This window comes from Streptomyces sp. M92, from assembly GCF_028473745.1.
Lineage (GTDB): Bacteria > Actinomycetota > Actinomycetes > Streptomycetales > Streptomycetaceae > Streptomyces.
In genome coordinates, this window is sequence record NZ_CP101137.1 from 2,621,807 (window position 1) to 2,645,284 (window position 23,478).

Annotated in this window: 17 protein-coding genes and 1 pseudogene; 13 read left to right on the plus strand and 5 right to left on the minus strand. The window is 73.0% G+C overall.

Annotation, left to right across the window (positions count from 1 at the left end; genetic code table 11):
• The first annotated feature begins 112 nt into the window (after positions 1-112).
• From groES to M6G08_RS12080, 3 genes are all read left to right on the plus strand, one after another.
• On the plus strand, positions 113-421 hold the full coding sequence (gene groES / locus M6G08_RS12070; protein ID WP_010986397.1) for a co-chaperone GroES: 309 nt from the start codon (positions 113-115) through the stop codon (positions 419-421).
• A 118-nt stretch (positions 422-539) separates the two neighbouring features.
• Positions 540-2,165, plus strand: coding sequence for a chaperonin GroEL (gene groL / locus M6G08_RS12075; RefSeq protein ID WP_272587142.1), 1,626 nt, complete (start codon positions 540-542; stop codon positions 2,163-2,165).
• Positions 2,166-2,314: 149 nt separating this feature from the next.
• Positions 2,315-2,626 (plus strand): cold-shock protein, encoded by a 312-nt coding sequence (locus M6G08_RS12080; RefSeq protein ID WP_272587143.1) that lies wholly within the window; start codon positions 2,315-2,317, stop codon positions 2,624-2,626.
• A gap of 303 nt (positions 2,627-2,929) precedes the next feature.
• Here M6G08_RS12080 and M6G08_RS12085 read toward each other — a convergent pair whose 3' ends face one another.
• From M6G08_RS12085 to M6G08_RS12095, 3 genes are all read right to left on the minus strand, one after another.
• Positions 2,930-4,024, minus strand: coding sequence for a hypothetical protein (locus M6G08_RS12085; protein WP_272587144.1), 1,095 nt, complete (start codon positions 4,022-4,024; stop codon positions 2,930-2,932).
• Between the two features lie 415 nt (positions 4,025-4,439).
• Complete coding sequence (locus M6G08_RS12090; RefSeq protein WP_272587145.1) at positions 4,440-5,213, minus strand: SDR family NAD(P)-dependent oxidoreductase; 774 nt, start codon at positions 5,211-5,213, stop codon at positions 4,440-4,442.
• Positions 5,214-5,321: 108 nt separating this feature from the next.
• Positions 5,322-5,990, minus strand: a complete 669-nt coding sequence (locus tag M6G08_RS12095; RefSeq protein WP_272587146.1) for an MOSC domain-containing protein — start codon at positions 5,988-5,990, stop codon at positions 5,322-5,324.
• 81 nt (positions 5,991-6,071) lie between these two features.
• Between M6G08_RS12095 and M6G08_RS12100 the strand changes: the two genes are divergently transcribed.
• Complete coding sequence (locus M6G08_RS12100) at positions 6,072-6,992, plus strand: LysR family transcriptional regulator (RefSeq protein ID WP_272587147.1); 921 nt, start codon at positions 6,072-6,074, stop codon at positions 6,990-6,992.
• Between the two features lie 78 nt (positions 6,993-7,070).
• Here the strand turns inward: M6G08_RS12100 and M6G08_RS12105 are convergent, their stop codons facing one another.
• Entirely contained in the window at positions 7,071-7,409 is a 339-nt protein-coding gene (locus M6G08_RS12105) for a WhiB family transcriptional regulator (protein WP_272587148.1), read from the minus strand.
• Positions 7,410-7,797: 388 nt separating this feature from the next.
• Here M6G08_RS12105 and M6G08_RS12110 point away from each other — a divergent pair, with 388 nt between their 5' ends.
• The 4 genes from M6G08_RS12110 to M6G08_RS12125 all read left to right on the plus strand — a co-directional run bounded on the left by M6G08_RS12110 (position 7,798) and on the right by M6G08_RS12125 (position 12,158).
• A complete protein-coding gene (locus M6G08_RS12110) occupies positions 7,798-8,409 on the plus strand; it encodes a response regulator transcription factor (protein WP_003948568.1) in 612 nt (203 codons plus the stop codon).
• A 275-nt stretch (positions 8,410-8,684) separates the two neighbouring features.
• Complete coding sequence (locus M6G08_RS12115; protein ID WP_019329587.1) at positions 8,685-9,272, plus strand: sigma-70 family RNA polymerase sigma factor; 588 nt, start codon at positions 8,685-8,687, stop codon at positions 9,270-9,272.
• A gap of 140 nt (positions 9,273-9,412) precedes the next feature.
• Entirely contained in the window at positions 9,413-10,918 is a 1,506-nt protein-coding gene (gene guaB, locus M6G08_RS12120; protein ID WP_272587149.1) for an IMP dehydrogenase, read from the plus strand.
• Positions 10,919-11,033: 115 nt separating this feature from the next.
• The gene (locus M6G08_RS12125; RefSeq protein ID WP_272587150.1) at positions 11,034-12,158 is read left to right on the plus strand and encodes a GuaB3 family IMP dehydrogenase-related protein; all 1,125 of its coding nucleotides are present in this window, start codon (positions 11,034-11,036) and stop codon (positions 12,156-12,158) included.
• Between the two features lie 68 nt (positions 12,159-12,226).
• Here M6G08_RS12125 and M6G08_RS12130 read toward each other — a convergent pair whose 3' ends face one another.
• Complete coding sequence (locus tag M6G08_RS12130; RefSeq protein WP_272587151.1) at positions 12,227-13,435, minus strand: nucleotide sugar dehydrogenase; 1,209 nt, start codon at positions 13,433-13,435, stop codon at positions 12,227-12,229.
• A 303-nt stretch (positions 13,436-13,738) separates the two neighbouring features.
• Here M6G08_RS12130 and M6G08_RS12135 point away from each other — a divergent pair, with 303 nt between their 5' ends.
• From M6G08_RS12135 to M6G08_RS12155, 5 genes and pseudogenes are all read left to right on the plus strand, one after another.
• Positions 13,739-15,445 (plus strand): glycerol-3-phosphate dehydrogenase/oxidase, encoded by a 1,707-nt coding sequence (locus tag M6G08_RS12135; RefSeq protein WP_272587152.1) that lies wholly within the window; start codon positions 13,739-13,741, stop codon positions 15,443-15,445.
• A gap of 144 nt (positions 15,446-15,589) precedes the next feature.
• On the plus strand, positions 15,590-17,626 hold the full coding sequence (locus tag M6G08_RS12140; protein ID WP_272591318.1) for a serine/threonine-protein kinase: 2,037 nt from the start codon (positions 15,590-15,592) through the stop codon (positions 17,624-17,626).
• 152 nt (positions 17,627-17,778) lie between these two features.
• The gene (locus M6G08_RS12145; RefSeq protein WP_272587153.1) at positions 17,779-20,373 is read left to right on the plus strand and encodes a serine/threonine kinase C-terminal domain-containing protein; all 2,595 of its coding nucleotides are present in this window, start codon (positions 17,779-17,781) and stop codon (positions 20,371-20,373) included.
• Positions 20,374-20,528: 155 nt separating this feature from the next.
• Positions 20,529-22,256, plus strand: a complete 1,728-nt coding sequence (locus M6G08_RS12150; RefSeq protein WP_272587154.1) for a serine/threonine-protein kinase — start codon at positions 20,529-20,531, stop codon at positions 22,254-22,256.
• A 125-nt stretch (positions 22,257-22,381) separates the two neighbouring features.
• Positions 22,382-23,408, plus strand: a pseudogene (locus M6G08_RS12155) (serine/threonine-protein kinase).
• Positions 23,409-23,478: the final 70 nt, after the last annotated feature.

A 23,478-nucleotide genomic window follows, 5' to 3' on the forward strand; every position in this document is an offset into this window, starting at 1 on the left:
AGGAGAGTGCCAACACAGCGACGGGCAGGTCCGGCACCCGCGACGACGGATCGACCTGGTCGCCACCTCAGACAGTTAACCCCGTGAGATCTCCGAAGGGGGAGGTCGGATCGTGACGACCGCCAGCTCCAAGGTTGCCATCAAGCCGCTCGAGGACCGCATCGTGGTCCAGCCGCTCGACGCCGAGCAGACCACGGCTTCGGGCCTGGTCATTCCGGACACCGCCAAGGAGAAGCCCCAGGAGGGCGTCGTCCTGGCCGTGGGCCCGGGCCGCTTCGAGGACGGCAACCGTCTTCCGCTCGACGTCACCGTCGGCGACGTCGTGCTCTACAGCAAGTACGGCGGCACCGAGGTGAAGTACAACGGCGAGGAGTACCTCGTCCTGTCGGCCCGCGACGTGCTCGCGATCGTCGAGAAGTAGTTCACCGAAGCACCCAGTAGTTCAGCTGCGCCCCTGGCTCCCGCGACCATAAAAAGCCGGGCGCCCGGGGCGCAGTGCCGTATAACCCCAAGATTTCCGGAAGAGGGCTCACGCTCCCATGGCGAAGATCCTGAAGTTCGACGAGGACGCCCGTCGCGCCCTCGAGCGCGGCGTCAACAAGCTCGCCGACACGGTGAAGGTGACGATCGGCCCCAAGGGCCGCAACGTCGTCATCGACAAGAAGTTCGGCGCCCCGACCATCACCAACGACGGCGTCACCATCGCCCGTGAGGTCGAGATCGAGGACGCCTACGAGAACCTCGGCGCCCAGCTGGTGAAGGAGGTGGCGACCAAGACCAACGACATCGCGGGTGACGGCACCACCACCGCCACCGTCCTGGCCCAGGCGCTGGTCCGCGAGGGCCTGAAGAACGTCGCCGCCGGTGCTTCCCCGGCGCTGCTGAAGAAGGGCATCGACGCGGCCGTCGCCGCCGTGTCCGAGGACCTCCTCGCCACCGCCCGCCCGATCGACGAGAAGTCCGACATCGCCGCCGTGGCCGCGCTGTCCGCCCAGGACCAGCAGGTCGGCGAGCTGATCGCCGAGGCGATGGACAAGGTCGGCAAGGACGGTGTCATCACCGTCGAGGAGTCCAACACCTTCGGCCTGGAGCTGGACTTCACCGAGGGCATGGCCTTCGACAAGGGTTACCTGTCGCCGTACTTCGTGACGGACCAGGAGCGCATGGAGGCCGTCCTGGAGGACCCGTACGTCCTCATCAACCAGGGCAAGATCTCCTCCATCACCGACCTGCTGCCGCTGCTGGAGAAGGTCATCCAGACCAACTCCTCCAAGCCGCTGCTGATCATCGCCGAGGACGTCGAGGGCGAGGCCCTGTCGACCCTGGTCGTCAACAAGATCCGCGGCACCTTCAACGCGGTCGCCGTCAAGGCCCCCGGCTTCGGCGACCGCCGCAAGGCGATGCTGCAGGACATGGCCGTCCTCACCGGCGCCACCGTCATCTCCGAGGAGGTCGGCCTCAAGCTCGACCAGGTCGGCCTCGAGGTGCTGGGCACCGCCCGCCGCATCACCGTCACCAAGGACGACACCACGATCGTCGACGGTGCCGGCAAGCGCGACGAGGTCGAGGGCCGCGTCGCCCAGATCAAGGCCGAGATCGAGTCCACCGACTCCGACTGGGACCGCGAGAAGCTCCAGGAGCGCCTCGCGAAGCTGGCCGGCGGCGTGTGCGTGATCAAGGTCGGCGCCGCCACCGAGGTGGAGCTGAAGGAGCGCAAGCACCGTCTGGAGGACGCCATCTCCGCGACCCGCGCCGCGGTCGAGGAGGGCATCGTCTCCGGCGGTGGCTCCGCGCTGGTCCACGCCGTCAAGGTCCTCGAGGGCAACCTCGGCAAGACCGGCGACGAGGCCACCGGTGTCGCGGTCGTCCGCAAGGCCGCCGTCGAGCCGCTGCGCTGGATCGCCGAGAACGCCGGCCTGGAGGGCTACGTCATCACCTCCAAGGTCGCCGAGCTCGACAAGGGCCAGGGCTTCAACGCCGCCACCGGCGAGTACGGCGACCTGGTCAAGGCCGGCGTCATCGACCCGGTCAAGGTCACCCGCTCCGCCCTGGAGAACGCGGCCTCCATCGCCTCCCTCCTGCTGACGACCGAGACCCTGGTCGTCGAGAAGAAGGAAGAGGAAGAGCCGGCCGCCGCGGGCCACGGCCACGGCCACGCCCACTGAGCGACACGCTCGTAGAAGTCCCGGCACCCACCAGGGTGCCGGGACTTTTCGTTGGCGCGTCCGTTAGCGTCATGATCGATTCGGCTGAGCGCTGCTGACCACAGCGTGTGCCGAAGCGGCGACGAGCCAGTGAGCAAGGGGGAGGAAGAATGCCCGAGAACCCGCCCGGCGACGCGTTCACCGGCCGCGTGCTGGAGTGGCACAGCGAAGAGGGCTGGGGCGTACTGGCGTGCGATGCCCTTCCGGAACGGGTGTGGGCGCACTTCTCGGTCGTCGGGGCCGAGGGTTTCCGTGAACTGACCGCAGGCCAGTGGGTCGTGTTCACGGCCGAACCGGCCGAGCAGGACGTGTACCACTGGCGCGCCGCGTCCGTCTGGCCGAGGACCGCCGCGCACCGCCGTCCGGACGAGGAGAGCGGGCCGGGCTACTCGTCGGGCCTGGACATCGACTTCGATTCCTGACCGCACGTCGGCCACCGCCGAATCGGTCCTCTCATCCGCGCCCGGCGGCCGGGTGGTCTCTGCCGCCGGGCGTGTGCGCACACAGGATTCCTCAGTTCTCCACAACACCGTAACCACCAGGCGGGCAGCGGTCGTCGGCTCCTCAGCCTCCGCCGCTGTCCTCGCCGTGGGTACTGTGCCGGCCGAAGCGGGGGTCACCAGGCCAGGCACACCTTCAAGATGCCTGCCCCGTCCTACGGGCGGTCGGACCGGCGGCAGTCCGGCCGCTCCACCGCACACAGGTGCCGGCTCACCGAGGAGCCGTCACAGCAGCCCGCTCAGCGGCAGCGCCCGCTCGGCGAGCCGCCCCCGCAGCCGCTCCCCGGCGGTGTCGGCCTCCTCCGCGAGCCAGCCCGCGGCGACCAGCGGCCCGACGTGCTCGGCGACGTCCTCGGGCCGCAGCCCGCAGAAGGAGGCGACCACGTCCAGAGCGAGCCCGTCACCCTCCTCGCCGCCACCTCCCAGGCGCCCGTCAGGACGGCTGTGCGCGGCGGTGTACACGGCGAGGAGCCGCGTGGCGGGCCCGGCCTTCTTCTTCCGCAGCTTCCGGTCGCCCACCACCTTCTGCGCCCACCCCGAGAGCCGCGCCCGGGTGACCTTGCCGAAGAAGAACGGGCGGGGCAGGGTGGGGATCAGCGTGGGCACCGTGATCTGGGTGGGTTCCTCGGGCCGGGACATCAGCGCATCGTCGGCGGTGACGTCCTCCGGCAGCACCAGCCAGCCCGCGTCGGCCAGTTCCTGCAACACCCGCTCGGCGTCCGACGCCAACCAGCCGCTGAGGTCCTGCCCGGTGACGTTCCCGGTGCCGGTGCGTGCGGCCCGCAGGGTGAGCATCAGCACGGCGAGCCGCGCCTCGGCCCCGGGGAGCGGGGAGGCGGCGCGGACGTGCTCCAGCACGTTGCGGGCGTGGACTCCCTGGCCCCGGGTCAGCAGCCGCTGGACCGGCCCTGCCCCGTCCACCAGCAGGCCGCGCCGGTTGGCGTCCATCTCGCGGGTGGTCCGCGCGGCCGTCGCGGCCCGGTCCGCCTCCTCCCGCAGGGACGCGTCGCCGGTTACCTCGGCCCACAGGGCGAAGGCGCGGGCCTTGCGGTCGTGGAGATCGGCGAGCACGGCAAGGTCCGGTTCGGGCCGCCGCTGGTACGCGCGGAACGCGTCCCCGAGTTCGGTCAGCTCCACGCGCAGCTCTTCGGGCTGGAGACCGTCCGGCACGATCCGCTGCGCGACCGTGGCACCCCGCCCCGCCTTCCGGGCCCGGGCGGGGACACCGCCGGACCGGGGACGCGGGGCGGGCCGGGCGGGCGGGACGGAGGCCGGGGCCGCCGACGGCACTCCACAGCCGGGAGCGTCGGAGAACAACACCGTCCCACCCCCGGCCACGGGCCCCCGGCCCGTCCTCCCCCTGTCCGTACGTCCCCTGTCCGTGCCGTCGACGAACACTTCGCCCCGGTCACCAGTGCCCGCGTTCACGCGATGCCGCCCTCTCCCTCGCCGTACCTGCGACCTCCCGCCCGCTGCGGGCGCAGCCACCCGACGCTAAGACGCACGGGCGCCTCGCCGAGCAAGGACCGGGATAGACCACACGTTCGGGTGATGGCCTGCCCGCGCGAGAGGCACCGTGGCCAGCCGCACCACACGGGTCGAGCCCTTCCCGCTCCCGACGGAAGCCGGACCTCCGCGGCTGGAACCAGCGTTCCCGCGCGGCGGGAGCTACTGCCCGAGACCCGCTCGACGACAGGCAGGAAGGAATCCCAGCCCGCACGTAGGGCCCCGGTGCTCACTGCGGCCCGTACTTCCGCCCCGTCCGCGAGGTGATCCCGCCCAGCACCCCCCGCGGCACCAGCTTCGCCGCGCCCATCAGGGCCTTGTAGCGGGGGTCGGGGATCGACAGGGACTTGCCGCGCGCCAGATCGTCCAGCGCCGCCGCGACCACCTTGTCCGCGTCGAGCCACATCCAGCCCGGGATGTTGTCCGTGCCCATGCCCGCCCGCGCGTGGAACTCCGTGCGCACGAAGCCGGGGCACAGGGCCATCAGGCGCACCCCGCTGCCGGCCAGGTCCTTCGCCACGCCCTGCGTGAACTGCACGACCCACGCCTTGGAGGCGCCGTAGGTGCCGCGCGGGACGAAGGCGGCGACCGAGGCGACGTTGACGACGCCGCCGCGGCCCCGCTCCCGCATCCCCTCCGTCGCCGCCGAGGTGAGCCGCAGCACCGCCTCGCAGTGCACCTTGAGCATGGTCAGCTCGTCGCCCATGGAGACGTCGAGGAAACGGCCCTTGTTGCCGAAGCCGGCGTTGTTGACCAGCAGGTCGACGGGGTTCCTGCGCTCGCCCAGCCGGGCGGCCACCGCGTCGATGCCGGCGTCCGTCGCCAGGTCGGCCGTCAGCACCTCCGCCTCGATGCCGTGCCGGTCGTGCAGCTCGGTGGCCTGCTCGCGCAGCCGCTCGGTGTCGCGGGCCACCAGCACCAGGTCGTGCCCGTCGGCCGCCAGCCGCCGCGCGAACGCGGCGCCGATGCCCGCCGTCGATCCCGTAATCAATGCCGTTGTCATGGCGCAAGGTTATGGGGCCGGACCGGGCACGTCCGCTTCGCTCACACCGTGAGCGCCGATCGTGAAGAACCGGTGAACGGTGCCTGATGAAAGGGCATCAGAAGGAGATCAGGAGGACCACCCCGCCACGTACTTCCGCGCCGTCGCCAGCGCCTCCGGGTGCAGCGCGTCGCCCGCCGCGAGCAGTCGGGGCAGCAGCTCCCGCTCGGTCGTCACCGCCCGGAACTGCAGGGCGACGGTCACCTCGTGGCCGGGCCGGTGGACGATCCCGACCGGGTCGCCCTCCCGTATCTCCCCGGGCTCGATCACCCGCAGGTACGCGCCCGGCGCCTCCTTCTCCGTGAAGCGCCTCACCCACCGCTCCTCTCCCAGGTGGCCCTGGAAGGTGCGGCAGGGGATGCGGCCTGAGGTGACCTCCAGGACCAGGTCGCTGCCCACGCGCCAGCGTTCGCCGATCAAGGCGCCGCAGACGTCCACGCCCGTCGTGGTGAGGTTCTCGCCGAAGGAGCCGTTCGGCAGCGGGCGGTCCAGCTCGCGCTCCCAGTCGTCCAGGTCCTCGCGTGCCATCGCGTAGACCGCCTGGTCGGGACCGCCGTGGTACCGGGTGTCGCAGACCGTGTCCCCGGCCAGCCCGCTCGCCCCGCTGCCCTTCGGCCCGGGAGCGGTCACCCGCACGGCCCCGTCGGCCGGCCGCTTGTCGATACCGGTGACGCCCTGCGGCTGGTCCGTGTACGGCACCGCCTTCGCGCGGCCCAGATTGACAGAGAGAAGCTTCATGGCCGAACGGTAGGACAGCCCTCATCAAAGCGTCGACGCATTATTCGCCATCGGGTCAAAGGGTCGCTTATCCTCGGGGGTGTGATCGAGGCTCGTCATCTCCGTGTACTGCGCGCCGTGTCATCGACCGGTTCCTTCTCCGCCGCCGGGCGCGAGCTGGGCTGCACCCAGCCCGCCGTCAGCCAGCAGATGAAGGCGCTGGAGGCCTCCGTCGGCACCCCGCTGCTGGTGCGCACCGGCCGCGAGATGCGGCTGACCCAGGCCGGAGAGGCGCTGGTGCGGCACGCCGCCGGGATCATCGCCGGGCTGACCGCCGCCGAGGAGGAGGTCGCCGCCATCGCCGGGCTGCGCGCCGGACGGGTCCGCCTGGTCTCCTTCCCCAGCGGCAGCTCCACCCTCGTACCGACGGCGCTGGCCGCACTGCGCGCCGCGCACCCCGGCACCCGGGTCTCCCTGGAGGAGGCCGAGCCGCCGAGGTCCGTCGAGCTGCTGCGCGAGGGCGACTGCGACGTGGCGCTGGCCTTCCGCTACGAGGGGGCGGCGGGCGCCGAGGAGTGGGACGACCTGGTCGTACGGCCGCTGCTGACCGACCGGCTGGTGGCGCTGGTGCCGGAGGGCCACCGGCTCGCGCGCACGGAGGCCGCCGGTTCGGTGGCCATCGGAGAGCTGGCGGGGGAGCCCTGGATCGCGGGCTGCCCGCGCTGCCGGGGCCAGCTGGTCGAGGTCTGCGAGGGGGCCGGTTTCACGCCCCGCATCGACTTCGCCACCGACGACTACCCGGCGGTCGTCGGCCTGGTCGGCGCCGGCCTGGGCGTGGCCGTGCTGCCCCAGCTCGCCGTCGAGTCCGTACGGCCACGGGGCGCGCGCACGGTGACGCTGGAGCCGGCGGTGCGGCGGGAGATCGTCGCGCTCACCCTGCCCGACCTGGCGCAGGTGCCCGCGGTGACGGCGACGCTCGACGAGCTGGCGCGGGCGGGGGCGCGCCAGTCGGCGGCGCGCTGAGAGCCGTGCGTTGAGAGCGGCGCGCTGGGAGCGGCGCGCACCTCACCTACGCGCCCGCCCTCGTAGAGAAACGTTCCTTCAGTGATGCGCGGCCGCCTCCCCGCCGGCCGACGCCGATGCCGTCGCCGCCACCAGGCGGTGGCGGGCCCGGCCCATGAGCTCCTCGCGCTCGTCCTCCGTCAGTCCGCCCCACACGCCGTACGGCTCGCGCACCGCCAGCGCGTGCGCCGCACACTCGGCGCGGACCGGGCACCTCATGCAGACCTCCTTGGCCGAGTTCTCGCGAGCACTCCGCGCCGCTCCCCGTTCGCCCTCCGGGTGGAAGAAGAGCGAGCTGTCCACCCCGCGGCACGCAGCCAGGAGCTGCCAGTCCCACAGGTCCGCGTTCGGTCCTGGAAGGCGGGAGAAATCTGCCATTGCGTGACCCCTTGTAGCCGATATGGGTAGATGTGGGATACAGCGTCCGCAACCGTACAACTACGATCTAAGGAGATGAAAATATGACTCATTGCGAATCTAGCCGCAGACACCAGCGAAGCGGAAGAAAAGCGGCTAAATGGGGCACGGGATGTGATGAAACGGGGCGGGTCCGACGCGCATGTCTGCTGCGTGGCCGCCCCCTCACGTAGAGTGCCGAAGACGACACACAGCCCCGTAACTCTTTCGAGTGACCGTCGTTGAGAGTGCGGAGGCGGTTGAAGGAACAAGTGCTCGGGCGGGCGTCCGGGACGGTCGACCGCACAGGTGACGATTTCGTACCAGCCTGGAGGCTCAACGTGACGCGCAAGAGCTGCGGAGGACGGCCATGACTTCCGTTCTCGTCTGCGACGACTCCCCGCTTGCCCGAGAGGCGCTCCGCCGCGCGGTCGCGACCGTGCCCGGTGTCGAGCGCGTGACGACGGCCGCCAACGGCGAGGAAGTCCTCCGCCGCTGGGGTGCCGACCGCTCGGACCTCATCCTGATGGACGTGCGCATGCCCGGTCTGGGCGGCGTCGAGACCGTCCGGCGGCTGCTGTCCGCCGACCCCGGCGCGCGGATCATCATGCTCACCGTCGCCGAGGACCTGGACGGCGTGGCCCTCGCGGTCGCCGCCGGTGCCCGCGGCTACCTGCACAAGGACGCCTCGCGCGCCGAGCTGCGCGCCACGGTCACCCAGGCCCTCGCCGACCCGACCTGGCGGCTCGCCCCGCGCCGGCTGCGCTCGGCCGAGATGGGCGCCGCGCCCACCCTCACCGCGCGTGAGATCCAGGTGCTGGAGGGCATGAGCCACGGCCGCTCCAACGCGGAGATCGGCCGCGAGCTGTTCCTCTCCGAGGACACCGTCAAGACCCACGCCCGGCGGCTCTTCAAGAAGCTCGGCGCCTCGGACCGGGCACACGCGGTGGCGCTCGGCTTCCGATGGGGCCTGGTCCGCTGAGACCGTGCGACGGAGTCCGAAGGGGCCCGTCGGGGGAGCGGCGATCCCCGCTTATCGCGAGGTGAGCGGGGGTGACAAGGCGACCCGCCGGGTGCCCACTGCTCGTTTCGGCGCGGATGCCGCATCCTTGAGGTGTGGAGTTCCTCGGGGACGAGTCGGTCGAGCGGAAGGGGAGGGCGCAGGGGATGAGTTCCGGCGCACCTGCTCATAACGCTTCGGTGCACAACAACGGGCACGAAGCCACGGATCGGACGGCCGCAAGGCACCATGGACCGATGCGTGACGACGAGGCGGCCCCTGATCAAGGGACGGTCGGCGGGCTCGTGCACCGCGCCGTCGACGGGGACGAGCAGGCCACGCACGACCTGCTCGCCCATGTCCACCCCTTGGCGCTGCGCTACTGCCGCACGCGACTGTCCCGCCTGCCCGGCGACGCCCGGCACTTCGTCGAGGACCTCGCCCAGGAGGTCTGTGTGGCGGTGCTGCTCGCGCTGCCCCGCTACAAGGACACCGGCCGCCCCTTCGAGGCGTTCGTCTTCGCCATCGCCGCCCACAAGGTCGCCGACCTCCAGCGCGCCGCGATGCGGCACCCGGGCTCGACGGCCGTCCCGTCCGACGAGATGCCCGAACGCCCCGACGACTCCCTCGGCCCCGAGGAGCGCGCGCTGCTCAACAGCGACGCCGCCTGGGCCAAGAAACTGCTGGCCAACCTGCCGGAGAATCAACGAGAGCTGCTCCTGCTCCGCATCGCGGTGGGCCTCACGGCCGAGGAGACGGGCCAGATGTTGGGAATGTCACCCGGCGCCGTCCGGGTCGCCCAGCACCGTGCGCTGAGCCGGCTGCGGGCCTTGGCGGAGCAGTAGCACCGAGGGGATGAACGGGCGGCGCGTTCTGCTCGTAGGAAGATATGAACGCCGGTGGGATGCTTGATCGTGGAATGAGACACCTCCGCTTCCCGTTAGCATGGACATCCGCACCGAGCAAGGCCATTGGGGAAGGTGTCATGACTGCCAACGTCGACGGAGTGCCCGACAAATTCGCGACACTCGGGCTGACCTACGACGACGTGCTGCTGCTGCCGGGTGCATCCGAGGTGCTCCCCAACGCGGTCGACACCTCGTCCCGCATCTCCCGCAACGTCCGGGTGAACATCCCGCTGCTCTCGGCGGCGATGGACAAGGTGACCGAGTCCCGCATGGCCATCGCCATGGCCCGCCAGGGCGGCGTCGGCGTGCTCCACCGCAACCTGTCGGTCGAGGACCAGGTCAACCAGGTCGACCTGGTCAAGCGCTCCGAGTCCGGCATGGTGACCGACCCGATCACGGTCCATCCCGAGGCCACGCTGGCCGAGGCCGACGCACTGTGCGCCAAGTTCCGCATCAGCGGCGTCCCGGTCACCGACCCGGCGGGCAAGCTGCTCGGCATCGTCACCAACCGCGACATGGCCTTCGAGTCCGACCGCACGCGCCAGGTGCGCGAGGTCATGACGCCGATGCCGCTGGTCACCGGCAAGGTCGGCATCTCCGGCGTGGACGCCATGGAGCTGCTGCGCCGCCACAAGATCGAGAAGCTTCCGCTGGTCGACGACGCCGGTGTCCTCAAGGGCCTGATCACGGTCAAGGACTTCGTCAAGGCCGAGCAGTACCCCCACGCCGCCAAGGACGCGGAGGGCCGGCTGCTGGTCGGCGCCGCCGTCGGCGCCAGCCCCGAGGCCCTGGAGCGCGCCCAGGCGCTGGCCGCGGCCGGCGTGGACTTCCTGGTCGTCGACACCTCGCACGGCCACAACAGCAACGCGCTGAGCTGGATGGCGAAGATCAAGTCCAGCGTCGGCGTGGACGTGATCGGCGGCAACGTCGCCACCCGCGACGGCGCCCAGGCCCTGATCGACGCCGGCGTCGACGGCATCAAGGTCGGCGTCGGCCCCGGCTCCATCTGCACCACCCGCGTCGTCGCCGGCATCGGCGTCCCGCAGGTCACCGCCATCTACGAGGCGTCCCTGGCGGCCCGCGCCGCGGGCGTCCCGCTGATCGGCGACGGCGGCCTGCAGTACTCCGGCGACATCGGCAAGGCGCTTGCCGCCGGCGCCGACACGGTGATGCTGGGCAGCCTCCTCGCGGGCTGCGAGGAGTCGCCGGGCGAGCTGCAGTTCATCAACGGCAAGCAGTTCAAGTCCTACCGCGGCATGGGCTCGCTGGGCGCCATGCAGTCCCGCGGCCAGGGCAGGTCCTTCTCGAAGGACCGCTACTTCCAGGCCGAGGTGGCCTCCGACGACAAGCTCGTGCCCGAGGGCATCGAGGGTCAGGTGCCCTACCGCGGCCCGCTGGCCAACGTGCTGCACCAGCTCGTCGGCGGTCTGCGCCAGACCATGGGGTACGTCGGCGCCGCCACCATCGCGGAGATGGAGTCGAAGGGCCGCTTCGTGCGGATCACCTCCGCGGGCCTCAAGGAGAGCCACCCGCACGACATCCAGATGACCGTCGAGGCACCGAACTACAGCCGCAGCAAGTAAGAGGCAGCCTTCCGAGGGCGGTCCCGGACCATCCGGGGCCGCCCTCTGCGGTGCCCCGCCGTGCCCGTCGGGGATACTGGAAGGCGCTGCAACGCATCAGGGAAAGGCCACAGACGTGACTGAGATCGAGATCGGGCGCGGCAAGCGCGGCCGCCGGGCGTACGCCTTCGACGACATCGCCGTCGTCCCCAGCCGCCGTACCCGGGACCCGAAGGAGGTCTCGATCGCCTGGCAGATCGACGCCTACCGCTTCGAGCTGCCGTTCCTGGCCGCTCCCATGGACTCGGTCGTCTCCCCGGCCACCGCCATCCGCATCGGCGAGCTCGGCGGCCTCGGCGTCCTGAACCTGGAAGGGCTCTGGACCCGGCACGAGGACCCGCAGCCGCTGCTCGACGAGATCGCCGGCCTCGACCCGGAGACCGCGACCCGCCGCCTCCAGGAGATCTACGCCGCTCCGATCAAGGAGGAGCTGATCGGGCAGCGCATCAAGGAGGTGCGCGACTCCGGCGTCGTCACCGCCGCCGCGCTCTCCCCGCAGCGCACCGCCCAGTTCTCCAAGGCCGTCGTGGACGCGGGCGTCGACATCTTCGTCATCCGCGGCACCACGGTCTCGGCGGAGCACGTCTCCGGTTCGCACGAGCCGCTGAACCTGAAGCAGTTCATCTACGAGCTGGACGTCCCGGTGATCGTCGGCGGCTGCGCCACCTACACCGCCGCACTGCACCTGATGCGCACCGGCGCCGCGGGCGTCCTCGTCGGCTTCGGCGGCGGCGCCGCCCACACCACGCGCAACGTGCTCGGCATCCAGGTCCCCATGGCGACCGCGGTCGCCGACGTGGCCGCCGCCCGCCGCGACTACATGGACGAGTCCGGCGGCCGGTACGTGCACGTCATCGCCGACGGCGGCGTCGGCTGGTCCGGCGACCTGCCCAAGGCCATCGCCTGCGGCGCCGACTCCGTGATGATGGGCTCCCCGCTGGCCCGCGCCACCGACGCGCCGGGCAAGGGCAACCACTGGGGCATGGAGGCCGTCAACGAGGAGCTGCCCCGCGGCAAGAAGGTCGACCTCGGCACGGTCGGCACCATCGAGGAGATCCTCACCGGCCCGTCCCACTCCCCCGACGGCTCGATGAACTTCTTCGGCGCCCTGCGCCGCGCGATGGCCACCACCGGCTACAGCGAGCTGAAGGAGTTCCAGCGCGTCGAGGTGACCGTGGCGGACTCGCAGCACCGGCGGTAGTCACCCGTACGCAGTAGCAGGGGCCCGGAGCGATCGCTCCGGGCCCCTCGGCGTGTCCGGGCGCCGGGTCAGAGCCGGTGCGCCGCCCCCGTGGGCGTCGCCCCCCGCGTGTCCAGCAGCAGCTGGGCCTTCACCGACAGGCCCTGGAGGTCGTACGTGCGGTGCTGCTGGAGGAGGATCGTGAGGTCGGCGTCGGCGGCGGCCTCGTAGAGGGAGTCGGCGCGGGGGACGGGGCGGTCGGCGACGTTCCAGGACGGGATGTGCGGGTCGTGGTAGCTGACGGCGGCGCCCATCGACATCAGGCGGGTCGCGATCTCCTCGGCCGGCGTGGCCTGCTGGTCGGCGAGGTCGGCCTTGTAGGTGACGCCGAGCAGGAGGACGCGGGCGCCGCGCGCGGACTTGCCGTGCTCGTTGAGGAGGGCTGCGGCGCGCTGGACGACGTAGCGGGGCATCTGGCCGTTGACCTGCTGGGCCAGTTCCACCATGCGCAGGCTGTGCGGGGCCCGGCCGGTCAGGTCCTGGGGGACGGAGTGGCCGCCGACGCCGGGGCCGGGGCGGAACGCCTGGAAGCCGTACGGCTTGGTCTCCGCGCAGCGCAGCACGTCCCACAGGTCGACGCCGAGGTCGTCGCAGAGGACGGCCATCTCGTTGACGAGGGCGATGTTGACGTGCCGGAAGTTGGTCTCCAGGAGCTGGACCGTCTCCGCCTCGCGCGGGCCGCGGGCGCGGACCACCTTGTCGGTGAGGCGGCCGTAGAAGGTGGCGGCGGACTCGGTGCAGGCGGGGGTGAGGCCGCCGATGACCTTCGGGGTGTTGGCCGGGGTGTGCTCGCGGTTGCCGGGGTCGACGCGGCTGGGGGAGTAGGCGAGGTGGAAGTCGCGGCCGGCGCGCAGTCCGGAGCCCTGCTCCAGGACCGGGCGCAGGAACTCCTCCGTCGTCCCCGGCCGCACCGGCGACTCCAGGATGACCGTGGTGTGCGGGCGCATGTGGGCGGCGAGGGTGCGGGCGGCGGCCTCCACCTGGGTGAGGTCCAGGCCGCCGTCCGGGGCGGGCGGGGTGGGCGCGCAGATGACGGCGGTGCGGACCCGGCCCAGCTCGGCCGGTGTGGCGGGGGTGCGGAAGCCCGTCGCGAGCATCCGGCGGACCTCGGCGGGGGTGAGCGGGTCGGCCTCGGGGCCGGTGCGGTAGCCGAGGGTGGGGATGCCTGCGGTGACGGCGGCCTGGGCCAGGGGCAGGCCGTACGGGCCGAGTCCGATGACGGCGAGGTCTGCGGGCATGGCGTAAGCCGTCCTTCCCAGTAGCCGAAGCGGGACAGGTGCGCAAGCCCGGTGGACAGGATGGGCGAGCACAACGTCAGACTAGGAGTAAATATGACCGATTTGCGGGATTGGTCGGCCTGGTTTCGGTGAGTGTCGACGGGGATCCGCGAGGAGGTTGTCCACAGGCTGGGGCCGCGCGACGGCCGATGTCGGGCGAGCGGGTCAGAATCTGGGCATGGTGGGTACCAGGAACCGGGCTTCGCCCGACGGGTGTGTTGGCCCGGCGGACGCGGCCGACGCGACCGACAGCGGGAGGCAGCAGTGAGGACAGCGACCCTGGGGCCGGCGCAGCGCGCCGAGTCGCTCGCGGCCATGGCCGAGCGCGAGCTGGACGTTCTGGTGGTGGGCGCGGGCGTGGTGGGCGCGGGCACCGCCCTCGACGCGGTGACCCGCGGCCTGTCCACCGGCCTGGTCGAGGCACGGGACTGGGCCTCGGGCACCTCCAGCCGGTCCAGCAAGCTGATCCACGGCGGCCTGCGCTACCTGGAGATGCTCGACTTCGCCCTCGTACGGGAGGCGCTGAAGGAGCGCGGGCTGCTGCTGGAGCGGCTCGCACCGCACCTCGTGAAGCCCGTGCCGTTCCTGTACCCGTTGCGGCACAAGGGCTGGGAGCGGCTCTACGCCGGCTCGGGCGTCGCCCTCTACGACGCGATGTCGATGGCCCGCGGACACGGCCGGGGCCTGCCGACGCACCGCCACCTGAGCCGCCGTCACGCCCTGCGGGTGGCCCCCGCCTTGAAGAAGGACGCGCTGGTCGGCGCGCTCCAGTACTACGACGCCCAGATGGACGACGCCCGGTTCGTGACGACCCTGGTGCGCACGGCGGCGGCGTACGGCGCCCAGGTCGCCAACCGCGCGCGCGTCACCTCCTTCCTCCGCGAGGGCGAGCGCGTGGTCGGGGCGCGGGTGCAGGACGTCGAGGCGGGCGGCGAGTACGAGATCCGCGCCAAGCAGGTCGTGAACGCGACCGGCGTATGGACCGACGACACCCAGTCGATGGTGGGCGAGCGCGGCCAGTTCCACGTCCGGGCCTCCAAGGGCATCCACCTGGTCGTCCCCAAGGACCGCATCCACTCCACCACCGGGCTCATCCTGCGCACCGAGAAGTCCGTGCTGTTCGTCATCCCCTGGGGCCGGCACTGGATCATCGGCACCACCGACACCGACTGGGACCTCGACAAGGCCCACCCGGCCGCCTCAAGCGCGGACATCGACTACCTCCTGGAGCACGTCAACTCGGTGCTCCACGTGCCGCTCACCCGCGACGACGTCGAGGGCGTCTACGCCGGGCTCCGCCCGCTGCTGGCCGGCGAGTCCGACGCCACCAGCAAGCTCTCGCGCGAGCACACCGTCGCGCACCCGGTGCCCGGCCTGGTCGTCGTGGCCGGCGGCAAGTACACGACGTACCGGGTGATGGCCGAGGACGCCGTCGACGAGACGGTGCACGGGCTCGACATGCGGGTCGCCGACTGCGTCACCGAGGACACGCCGCTGCTCGGCGCCGAGGGCTACCGGGCCATGTGGAACGCGCGGGCCCGGATCGCCGCACGCATCGGCCTGCACGTCGTGCGCGTCGAGCACCTGCTGAACCGGTACGGCGCGCTGACGGAGGAGGTGCTGGGGCTCATCGCCGACGACCCCTCCCTCGGCGAACCCCTGCACGCCGCCGACGACTACCTGCGGGCCGAGGTCGTCTACGCCGCCTCGCACGAGGGCGCGCGCCACCTGGACGACGTACTGACCCGGCGCACCCGCATCTCCATCGAGACCTTCGATCGGGGCACCCGCAGCGCCCGCGAGGCCGCCGAGCTGATGGCGCCGGTGCTCGGCTGGGACAAGGACCAGGTCGAACGGGAGGTCCAGCACTACGAGAAGCGGGTCGAGGCCGAGCGGGAGTCGCAGCGCCAGCCCGACGACCTGACGGCCGACGCGGCCCGGCTGGGGGCGCCGGACATCGTGCCACGGTAGGGGCCGCCGGGGCGGGTGTGACGCAGGGTCACCCCGCCGTGCCGCCCGCCCGCCCGGCCGGCGCCAGGGGCACCCTGGGCGTCGAGCACTTGTCGGGTGAGGGACAATGAAGGCTCTGTCAGGGCGGGTTGCATGAGGGGACGCATGTCGGAGGCGGAGCGGGCGGGGACACCCCGTACGGACAAGAGCGCACGTCTCCTCGCCGGGCGGTACCGGCTGGGAGACGTGCTCGGCCGCGGCGGCATGGGGACGGTGTGGCGGGCGGAGGACGAGACCCTCGGACGCACGGTCGCCGTCAAGGAGCTGCGGTTCCCGGGCAACATCGACGAGGAGGAGAAGCGGCGCCTGATCACGCGGACCCTGCGTGAGGCCAAGGCGATCGCGCGGATCCGCAACAACAGCGCCGTCACGGTCTACGACGTCGTCGAGGAGGACGACCGCCCGTGGATCGTGATGGAACTGGTCGAGGGCAAGTCGCTCGCCGAGGCCATCCGTGAGGACGGCCTGCTGGAGCCGAGGCGCGCCGCCGAGGTGGGCCTCGCCATCCTCGACGTGCTGCGCTCGGCGCACCGCGAGGGCATCCTGCACCGCGACGTGAAGCCGTCCAACGTGCTGATCGCCGAGGACGGCCGGGTCGTGCTCACCGACTTCGGCATCGCCCAGGTCGAGGGCGACCCGTCCATCACCTCCACCGGCATGCTCGTCGGCGCCCCCTCCTACATCTCCCCGGAGCGCGCCCGCGGCCACAAGCCCGGCCCGGCCGCCGACCTGTGGTCGCTCGGCGGACTGCTGTACGCGGCGGTCGAGGGGGCGCCGCCCTACGACAAGGGCTCCGCCATCGCCACGCTCACCGCGGTGATGACGGAGAACCTGGAGGAGCCGAAGAACGCCGGACCGCTGCGGGACGTCATCTACGGCCTGCTCAACAAGGACCCCGCCCAGCGGCTCGACGACGCGGGCGCCCGCGCGCTGCTCAACAAGGTGATCCACGCCCCCGACCCGGCGGACGAGCCGGCCGACGCCACCAAGGTCGTGCCGCTGCCCGCCCAGCCGGACGAGCGGTCCCGCAGGGGCGGTTCGGCGGGCGCGGGCAAGCGCGGCGAGGAGGCCGGGGAGCGACTGCGCGGCGCGCTGCGTTCCGTGCGCAAGGCCGCCGTCGGGGCGGGTGCGGCCGGTGCCGCGGCCGCCTCCCGCGCCAAGCAGGGCGAAACCGGCCGGGACGCCTCGGGCGCCGCCGGTCCGGCCACCGCTTCGGCGACCGCCGGTACGGCCGCGACGTCCGCTGCCCGCCCGGGTGTTGGTGCCGGTGCCGGTTCCGGGACGGCACACGCGCCCGCCGGCACCCGCAGCTCCGGCTGGCCCGTCGTGCCGCCCCCGGACCTGCCGCCCCGGCCCGCGCCCCGGGCGCCCCTCACCGACGTGGTGCCGCGCCGGACGCTGGTCGTCATAGCGGTGGTCGTGGCGCTCGCCGTGCTCGGCACCGTACTGGCCCTCGCGCTCGGCGGCGACGACGACAAGGGTGCCCAGGGCGGGAACGGCGACAAGCCCGTCGCCACCGCGGGCGCGAGCGGCGACACGAAGCAGGACGACGAGGGCGGGGCCCGCACCGACGGCTCCGCGTCGCAGGAGGCCGCGGACGGGGGCTCGGCCGGGGCGCCGGACTCCGGCGCGAGCGCGTCCGGCGACACCGGGGCGGACGGCACCGGCCCGGGCGACGAGGGCAAGGCCGACGACAAGGCCGACGACGAGGGCGCGGCGGCCACCCACCAGGGCGCCCAGGGCTACTCCATCGGGCTGCCCGAGGGCTGGAAGTACCAGACCAAGGCCTCGGCGGGGGACCGTTTCACCGGTCCGAACGGACAGAAACTGCTCGTCGCCTGGACGTCCACGCCCAAGGACGACCCGGTCGCCGACTGGAAGAACCAGGAGCGGTACATGGTCCGCTCCCAGTACGAGAAGATCCGCATAGAGAAGGTGGGCTACCGCGGCTGGAACGCGGCCGACTGGGAGTTCACCTACACGGACGACGGCACCAAGTACCGCACCGTGGACCGGGGCTTCGTCGTCAACGACCACCAGGGCTACGCGCTGATGTACACCGCGAAGGCCGACGACTGGGGCAGCGACCTGCGCCGGGACACCTGGCGGACACTGACGAAATCGTTCGAACCCAAGTCCTGAACCGGACGGGCCGGGTTCGCTCGGTCCGAGATCTGGCATCCCCTCTTTGCGGGTTGCCTCCGGCACGTATCGTGAGTGCTCGCGGACCGTACGCAGCCGGAACGGCCCGCCGGGCGAACGGAATTGACCGACGGGCTGCCGGGGGTGGCGACGTGGACGACTATGCGGGTCGGGTGCTCGCCGACCGCTACCGCCTGCCGCTGCCGCCGTCCGACGAGTACGAACTCACCGAGACCCGGGCCTTCGACACCTACAGCGGACAGGAAGTCCTGGTCAGGCAGGTGCCGTTGCCCGAGGTGGTCGAGGCAGAGGTGCTCGACGCGGACGGCCTGCCCGACGGGTTCACGGCCCGCGACGGCGGCTTCCGGCACGCCGGCGGCCGTTCGGCGGCAGCGCGCGGCGGTTCCCGCAGGCCCGCGGACCCGGTGGTGCGCCGTGCCGTCGAGGCGGCGCAGGCCGCGGCGGCCGTACCCGACCATCCGCGTCTCGACCAGGTCTTCGACGTGTTCGCCGAGGGCGGTTCGCTGTGGATCGTCAGTGAGCTGGTGGCCGCGCGACCGCTGGCCGCCCTGCTCGCCGAGGAGCCGCTGACGCCCTACCGGGCGGCCGAGGTGGCCTCCGACATCCTCCTGGCGCTGCGGGTGCTGCACACGTACGGCTGGGTGCACCGCAACATCACCGCCCGCACCGTGCTGGTCTGCGACGACGGGCGCGTGGTGCTGACCGGCCTGGCGGTCGGGGCGGCGGAGGAGGCGCTGTGCGGGTACGACCCGGTGCCGACCCCCGACGGCGAGGAGGGCGGCGGCGCTCGGGTCGCTCCCGACGGGACCTTCGGTCGGGGCGCCGGGTCCGGTGGCGCCGAGGTGGCCGGCGTCGGTCCGGAAGGTGCGCGGCCCGGGATCTCCGGGGCGGGCGGCGGCGATCCCGAGGCCGCCCGGCGGGCCGCCATCGAGGCACGGGACGCGGGCGGGCTGCCCGTCCCCCAGGGCCCCGGGGACACCGCCCCCGGGCTCGCGCCCGCGCCGCTGGAGACCAGCGGGGACGTCCGCGCCGCGCGCGCCGGAGCCATCGCCGCCTACCGCGCGGGCGCCCGTGCCGCCGCCCGGGTCCAGGAGGGGAGGAACGGCCGCGCGGCCCTGCCCGGCGCCCGCCCCGCCCCCGACGACGGCACCGGCACCGACCGGGGACGGCCGTCGTACGCGCCGGACCGGCCCCCGCACCCCGCCGGCCACGACGCGGAGCCCGGCGCCCGCGCCCCCGGCCCTCACCTCGCCGTCCCCCGGCCCGCCGACGCCGCCGCAGCCGCACAGGACGCACCGGCCGCCGCCCCGCCGGGACGGATCGCCGACCCCTACGGCGTACGCACGACGACCTCCTGGCACGGCGCCACCCCCCGCGCCACCGGTGAACCACCCGCCCCCGCCCCGGCGGCCGGGCCCGGCGGGCACGGTCAGTGGGACGCCCCGGCCGCCCGCACCCCCGCCCCGCGCGGCCCGGCCACCGCGCTCGCCGCCGAACGGGCCCGGCAGACCCGGATGGCCGTGGTCGGACCGGTCACCGAGCGCTGGGCCCCGGAGCAGGCCGGGCCCGTGCACGAGAACTGGCAGCTGGCCGCGCCCATCGGACCCGCCACCGACCTGTGGGCCCTGGGCGCGCTGCTCTTCCGCGCAGTACAGGGGCACGCGCCGTACCCGGAGGAGTCCACGGCCGAACTGGTGCAGATCGTCTGCGCGGAGCCGCCGGCGTTCGCCGAGGAGTGCGGGCCGCTGCGTCCGGTCGTGGAGTCGCTGCTGCGTCAGGACCCCACCGAACGTCTCGACTTCGAGGAACTGCGCGGCTGGCTGCGCTCCCTGGTCAGGTCGGCGCCCGAGCCCGAGGCCGGACTGCACGTCGTCTCCGCACCGCCCGCCGAGACCGGCCGTCTGCCCATCGTGCGCCGCCGGGGCGAACTCGTGCGCAAGCGGCGCGCCGGGCTGCCCGCACACCACGGACGGCACAAACGCGACCGGCGGGAGAAGACCCGTTCCCCGCGCAGCCTCGGCCGCACCCTGCTCCTGCTGATACTGCTCGCCCTGGCCGGCGCGATCGCGTACGCCATGTTCTTCATGCCCAAAAGCGGCACGGACGGCGCCGCCGACCGCACGGGTGCCGCCGGAGAGGCGAGCCAGGCGCCGCCCGAGCGGACCCCGGACGGCGGCGCCGAGCCCCGCCCGGAGCAGACGTCACCGGAGAAGGACCCCGCCCCCTCCCGGTCGGCGTCCGGCGCCACCGAGACGCAGGGCGACACCCCCGCCGTGGCCGACGGGTTCGCCCTGCGCGAGGACGACGAGGGCTTCCGCGTCGCCGTCGCCGAGGGCTGGGAGCGCACGCCCCGCAACGGCAGCGGGCAGGTCGTCTACAGCGAGGGTGACTTCGAACTGATCGTCGTACCGGGCCGGGACCGCGCCGCCGAGTACGGCGACGACCCGATGGCCTACCAGCGCGACTCCGAACCCGAGTTGGCGTCGTACCGCGCCTCCAGCTGGGCCACCTCAAGCGGGCTGAAGACCATCGAGGTCGGCGGACGGACCATGGCCGAGGGCCAGTTCACCTGGACCGGCGCGGACGGTGAGCTGTACGTGCGCAATCTCGCGATGCTCGTCGACGGCCGGTACCACGTGCTCCAGGTCCGCGGCCCGGTGTCGGGGCGGGACGAGGTGACCCGGCTGTTCGAACAGGCCTCGGCCACTTACCGGTACACCGGCTGACCGTCCAGGGACTCGGCCCCGGGGGGGGGGTGAGCCGCGGTCGGGAGGCGACAACCGTCACAGAGCGGTTTCCATACCACCCCACCCGTTCCCCGCGGGGTGAGCGGTCCCTAGTCTGACCTTTGACCAGATCATTGCGGGGCAACGTGAATCAGATGCAGGGCCGGCTCGTCGCGGGCCGTTACCGGCTCAGTGACGCCATCGGCAGCGGCGGCATGGGCCGGGTATGGCGCGCACACGACGAGGTACTGCACCGGGCCGTCGCCATCAAGGAGCTGACCGCCGCGCTCTACGTCTCCGAGAGCGACCAGGCGATACTGCTGGCGCGCACCCGGGGAGAGGCACGGGCGGCCGCGCGGATCAACCACTCGGCCGTCGTCACCGTGCACGACGTACTCGAACACGACGGCCGGCCGTGGATCGTGATGGAGCTGGTCGAGGGCCGGTCACTGGCCGACGCGGTCAAGGAGGAGGAGCGGGTCGAGCCCCGGGAGGCGGCCCGGATCGGCCTGTGGGTCCTGCGGGCCCTGTGCGCCGCGCACACCGCGGGCGTGCTGCACCGCGACGTCAAGCCCGGCAACGTGCTGCTCGGCGAGGACGGCCGCGTACTGCTCACCGACTTCGGCATCGCCCAGATAGAGGGCGACTCCACCATCACCCGGACCGGAGAGGTCGTCGGCTCCGTCGACTACCTGGCCCCCGAGCGCGTCCGCGGCCACGACCCGGGCCCCGCCTCCGACCTGTGGGCACTGGGCGCGACCCTGTACACGGCGGTGGAGGGGAGATCGCCGTTCCGCCGCACGTCACCGCTCACCACCATGCAGGCGGTCGTCGAGGAGGAGGCCACCGAGCCCCGGTACGCCGGTCCGCTCGCGCCCGTCATCGAGGCCCTGCTGCGCAAGGACCCGGCCACGCGCCCCGACGCGGCCGAGGCCGAGCAGATGCTCGCGGAGGCGGCGGAGGGACGGCGGCCGAAGTCCGCCCAGGCGTATGTGCCGACGCGGTACTCGGGCTCCTCCCGGCAGGACGGCACGGTCCACCAGGGAGCCGCGGGGCCCGCGGGTGGGACCACCGCGACGCCGTACCGAACGGCCACCGGCCCGACGGTGGTCGGCCCGGCACCCGTGGGCCACGCCGCGCCCGGTCCGGCGCCGGCCGGCCACACGACGGCCGCCCCCACGCCGGCGGGGTACTCGCCGGCGGCGGCCGGCACCGCGCCACGCCCCCGACGCCGCCTGCGTACGTTCGCACTGGTCGTCGCCGTGGCCGCGCTGATCGGCGCGGGTACCGCCGTGGTGCTGCAACAGCGGGACGACACGGGCTCCTCGGCCGGCCCGCACACCGCCGGCTCGCCCTCCGCCTCCCCCTCCGCCACGCAGGGCAAGGGCCCCGGTGGCTCCGTTCCGGCCGACTGGGTGCGCCGGGACGACCCGCTGGGTTTCAGCCTGTACCTGCCCGAGGACTGGCAGCGCACGGACTTCGGCGGCGACAGCGGAGAACTCCGGCAGATCGACTACACCCCCGACGGCGGCGAGCACGTCCTGCGCATATCCGTCGACCGCGCTCCCGACTACAACGACCCCTACGCGCACCAGCTGGACCTGGAGGTGCAGCTCCAGCGGCTGGTCGACTACCGGCGCGTCGTCCTGGAACGGAGCGGCTACCGGGACCGCGACAGCGCCCGCTGGGAGTACACCTGGACCGCGCTGGCCAAGGACACCCCCTTCCCCGGGCCGCGCCGCGCGGTGTCGCAGACGTACATGTCCCGGGACGGCGTCGAGTACGCCCTCAACATGTCCGGGCCCGCCGACGACTGGGAGACCACACGGAAGCGGTTCCGCACGGTGCTGCAGAGCTGGCAGGAGAAGACCGGGACCGCCTGACCTCTCCCGCCCCGGGGCGGCGGGCGGACGGTGGCCGGAAATCGTCGCAACAGCGTTCGTATGTCCGTCGGTTGTCGGCCACCCTGGTGACGGCGGCCCGGAGCCGGTGCGTCCGGTGGGGCATGATGGGGCACATGGTGACCGAGGGGGCGGGCGGGCGTGTCATCGCGGGCCGTTACCGGCTCCACGAGCGGCTCGGCCGCGGCGGCATGGGCATCGTGTGGCGGGCCACCGACCAGCTGCTCGGCCGCGAGGTGGCCGTGAAGGCGCTCCCCCTCGACGAGACGCTCTCCGCGGCCGAGGCCCGGCGGCGCCGCGAACGCACCCTGCGCGAGGCCCGCGCGGTCGCCCAGCTCAGCCATCCGCACGTCATCGTCGTGCACGACGTCGTCGAGGACGACGAACGCGCGTACATGGTCATGGAACTGGTCGACGGCGGTTCGCTCGCCGACCGGGTGCTCGACCGGGGTCCGGTCGACGCCGCCGAGGCCGCCCGCATCGGCATCGCCCTCCTCGGCGCCCTGCACACCGCGCACTCGGCCGGCATCCTGCACCGGGACGTGAAGCCGTCCAACGTGCTGGTGGCCGAGGACGGCCGGGTCGTGCTCACCGACTTCGGCGTCGCCCAGGTCGCGGGCGCCACCACGCTCACCGAGACCGGCTCCTTCGTGGGGTCCCCCGAGTACACCGCCCCGGAGCGGATGTCGGGCGCCGGGACGGGCCCGGAGTCCGACCTGTGGTCGGTGGGCGTGCTGCTGTGCGCGGTCCTCAGCGGCGCCTCGCCCTTCCACCGGGACTCGCTGGGGGGTGTCCTGCACGCCGTGGTCACCGAGGAGATCCGCCCGCCCGCCGAGGCCGGGCCGCTGCTCCCGGTCGTCCTGGGCCTGCTGGAACGCGATCCGCGACGACGCCTGGACGCGGCGGAGGCGGAGCGGATGCTGCGCGCCTTCCTGGCCACGGGCCGTGCTCACCGCCGTGCTGCTGGTGGTCGCGGCGATCGGCGCGGGCGTCACGGCGGCGGCCCTGCTCGACGACGGGGACGGCGGCGACGGGGGTGGCGCGCCGACGCGTTCGCCGTCCGCCACCTCGACGACGCAGCCCGCGTCCCCGTCTCCCCCGGAGGCCTCCGTGGCGCCCTCGAACGGGAGTTGAACGGCAGCCGTGCGTCACGGCTCTGTGACCGCCGCGCACGGGTGGTGGATGCGGGCACGGCCGGCGCGGT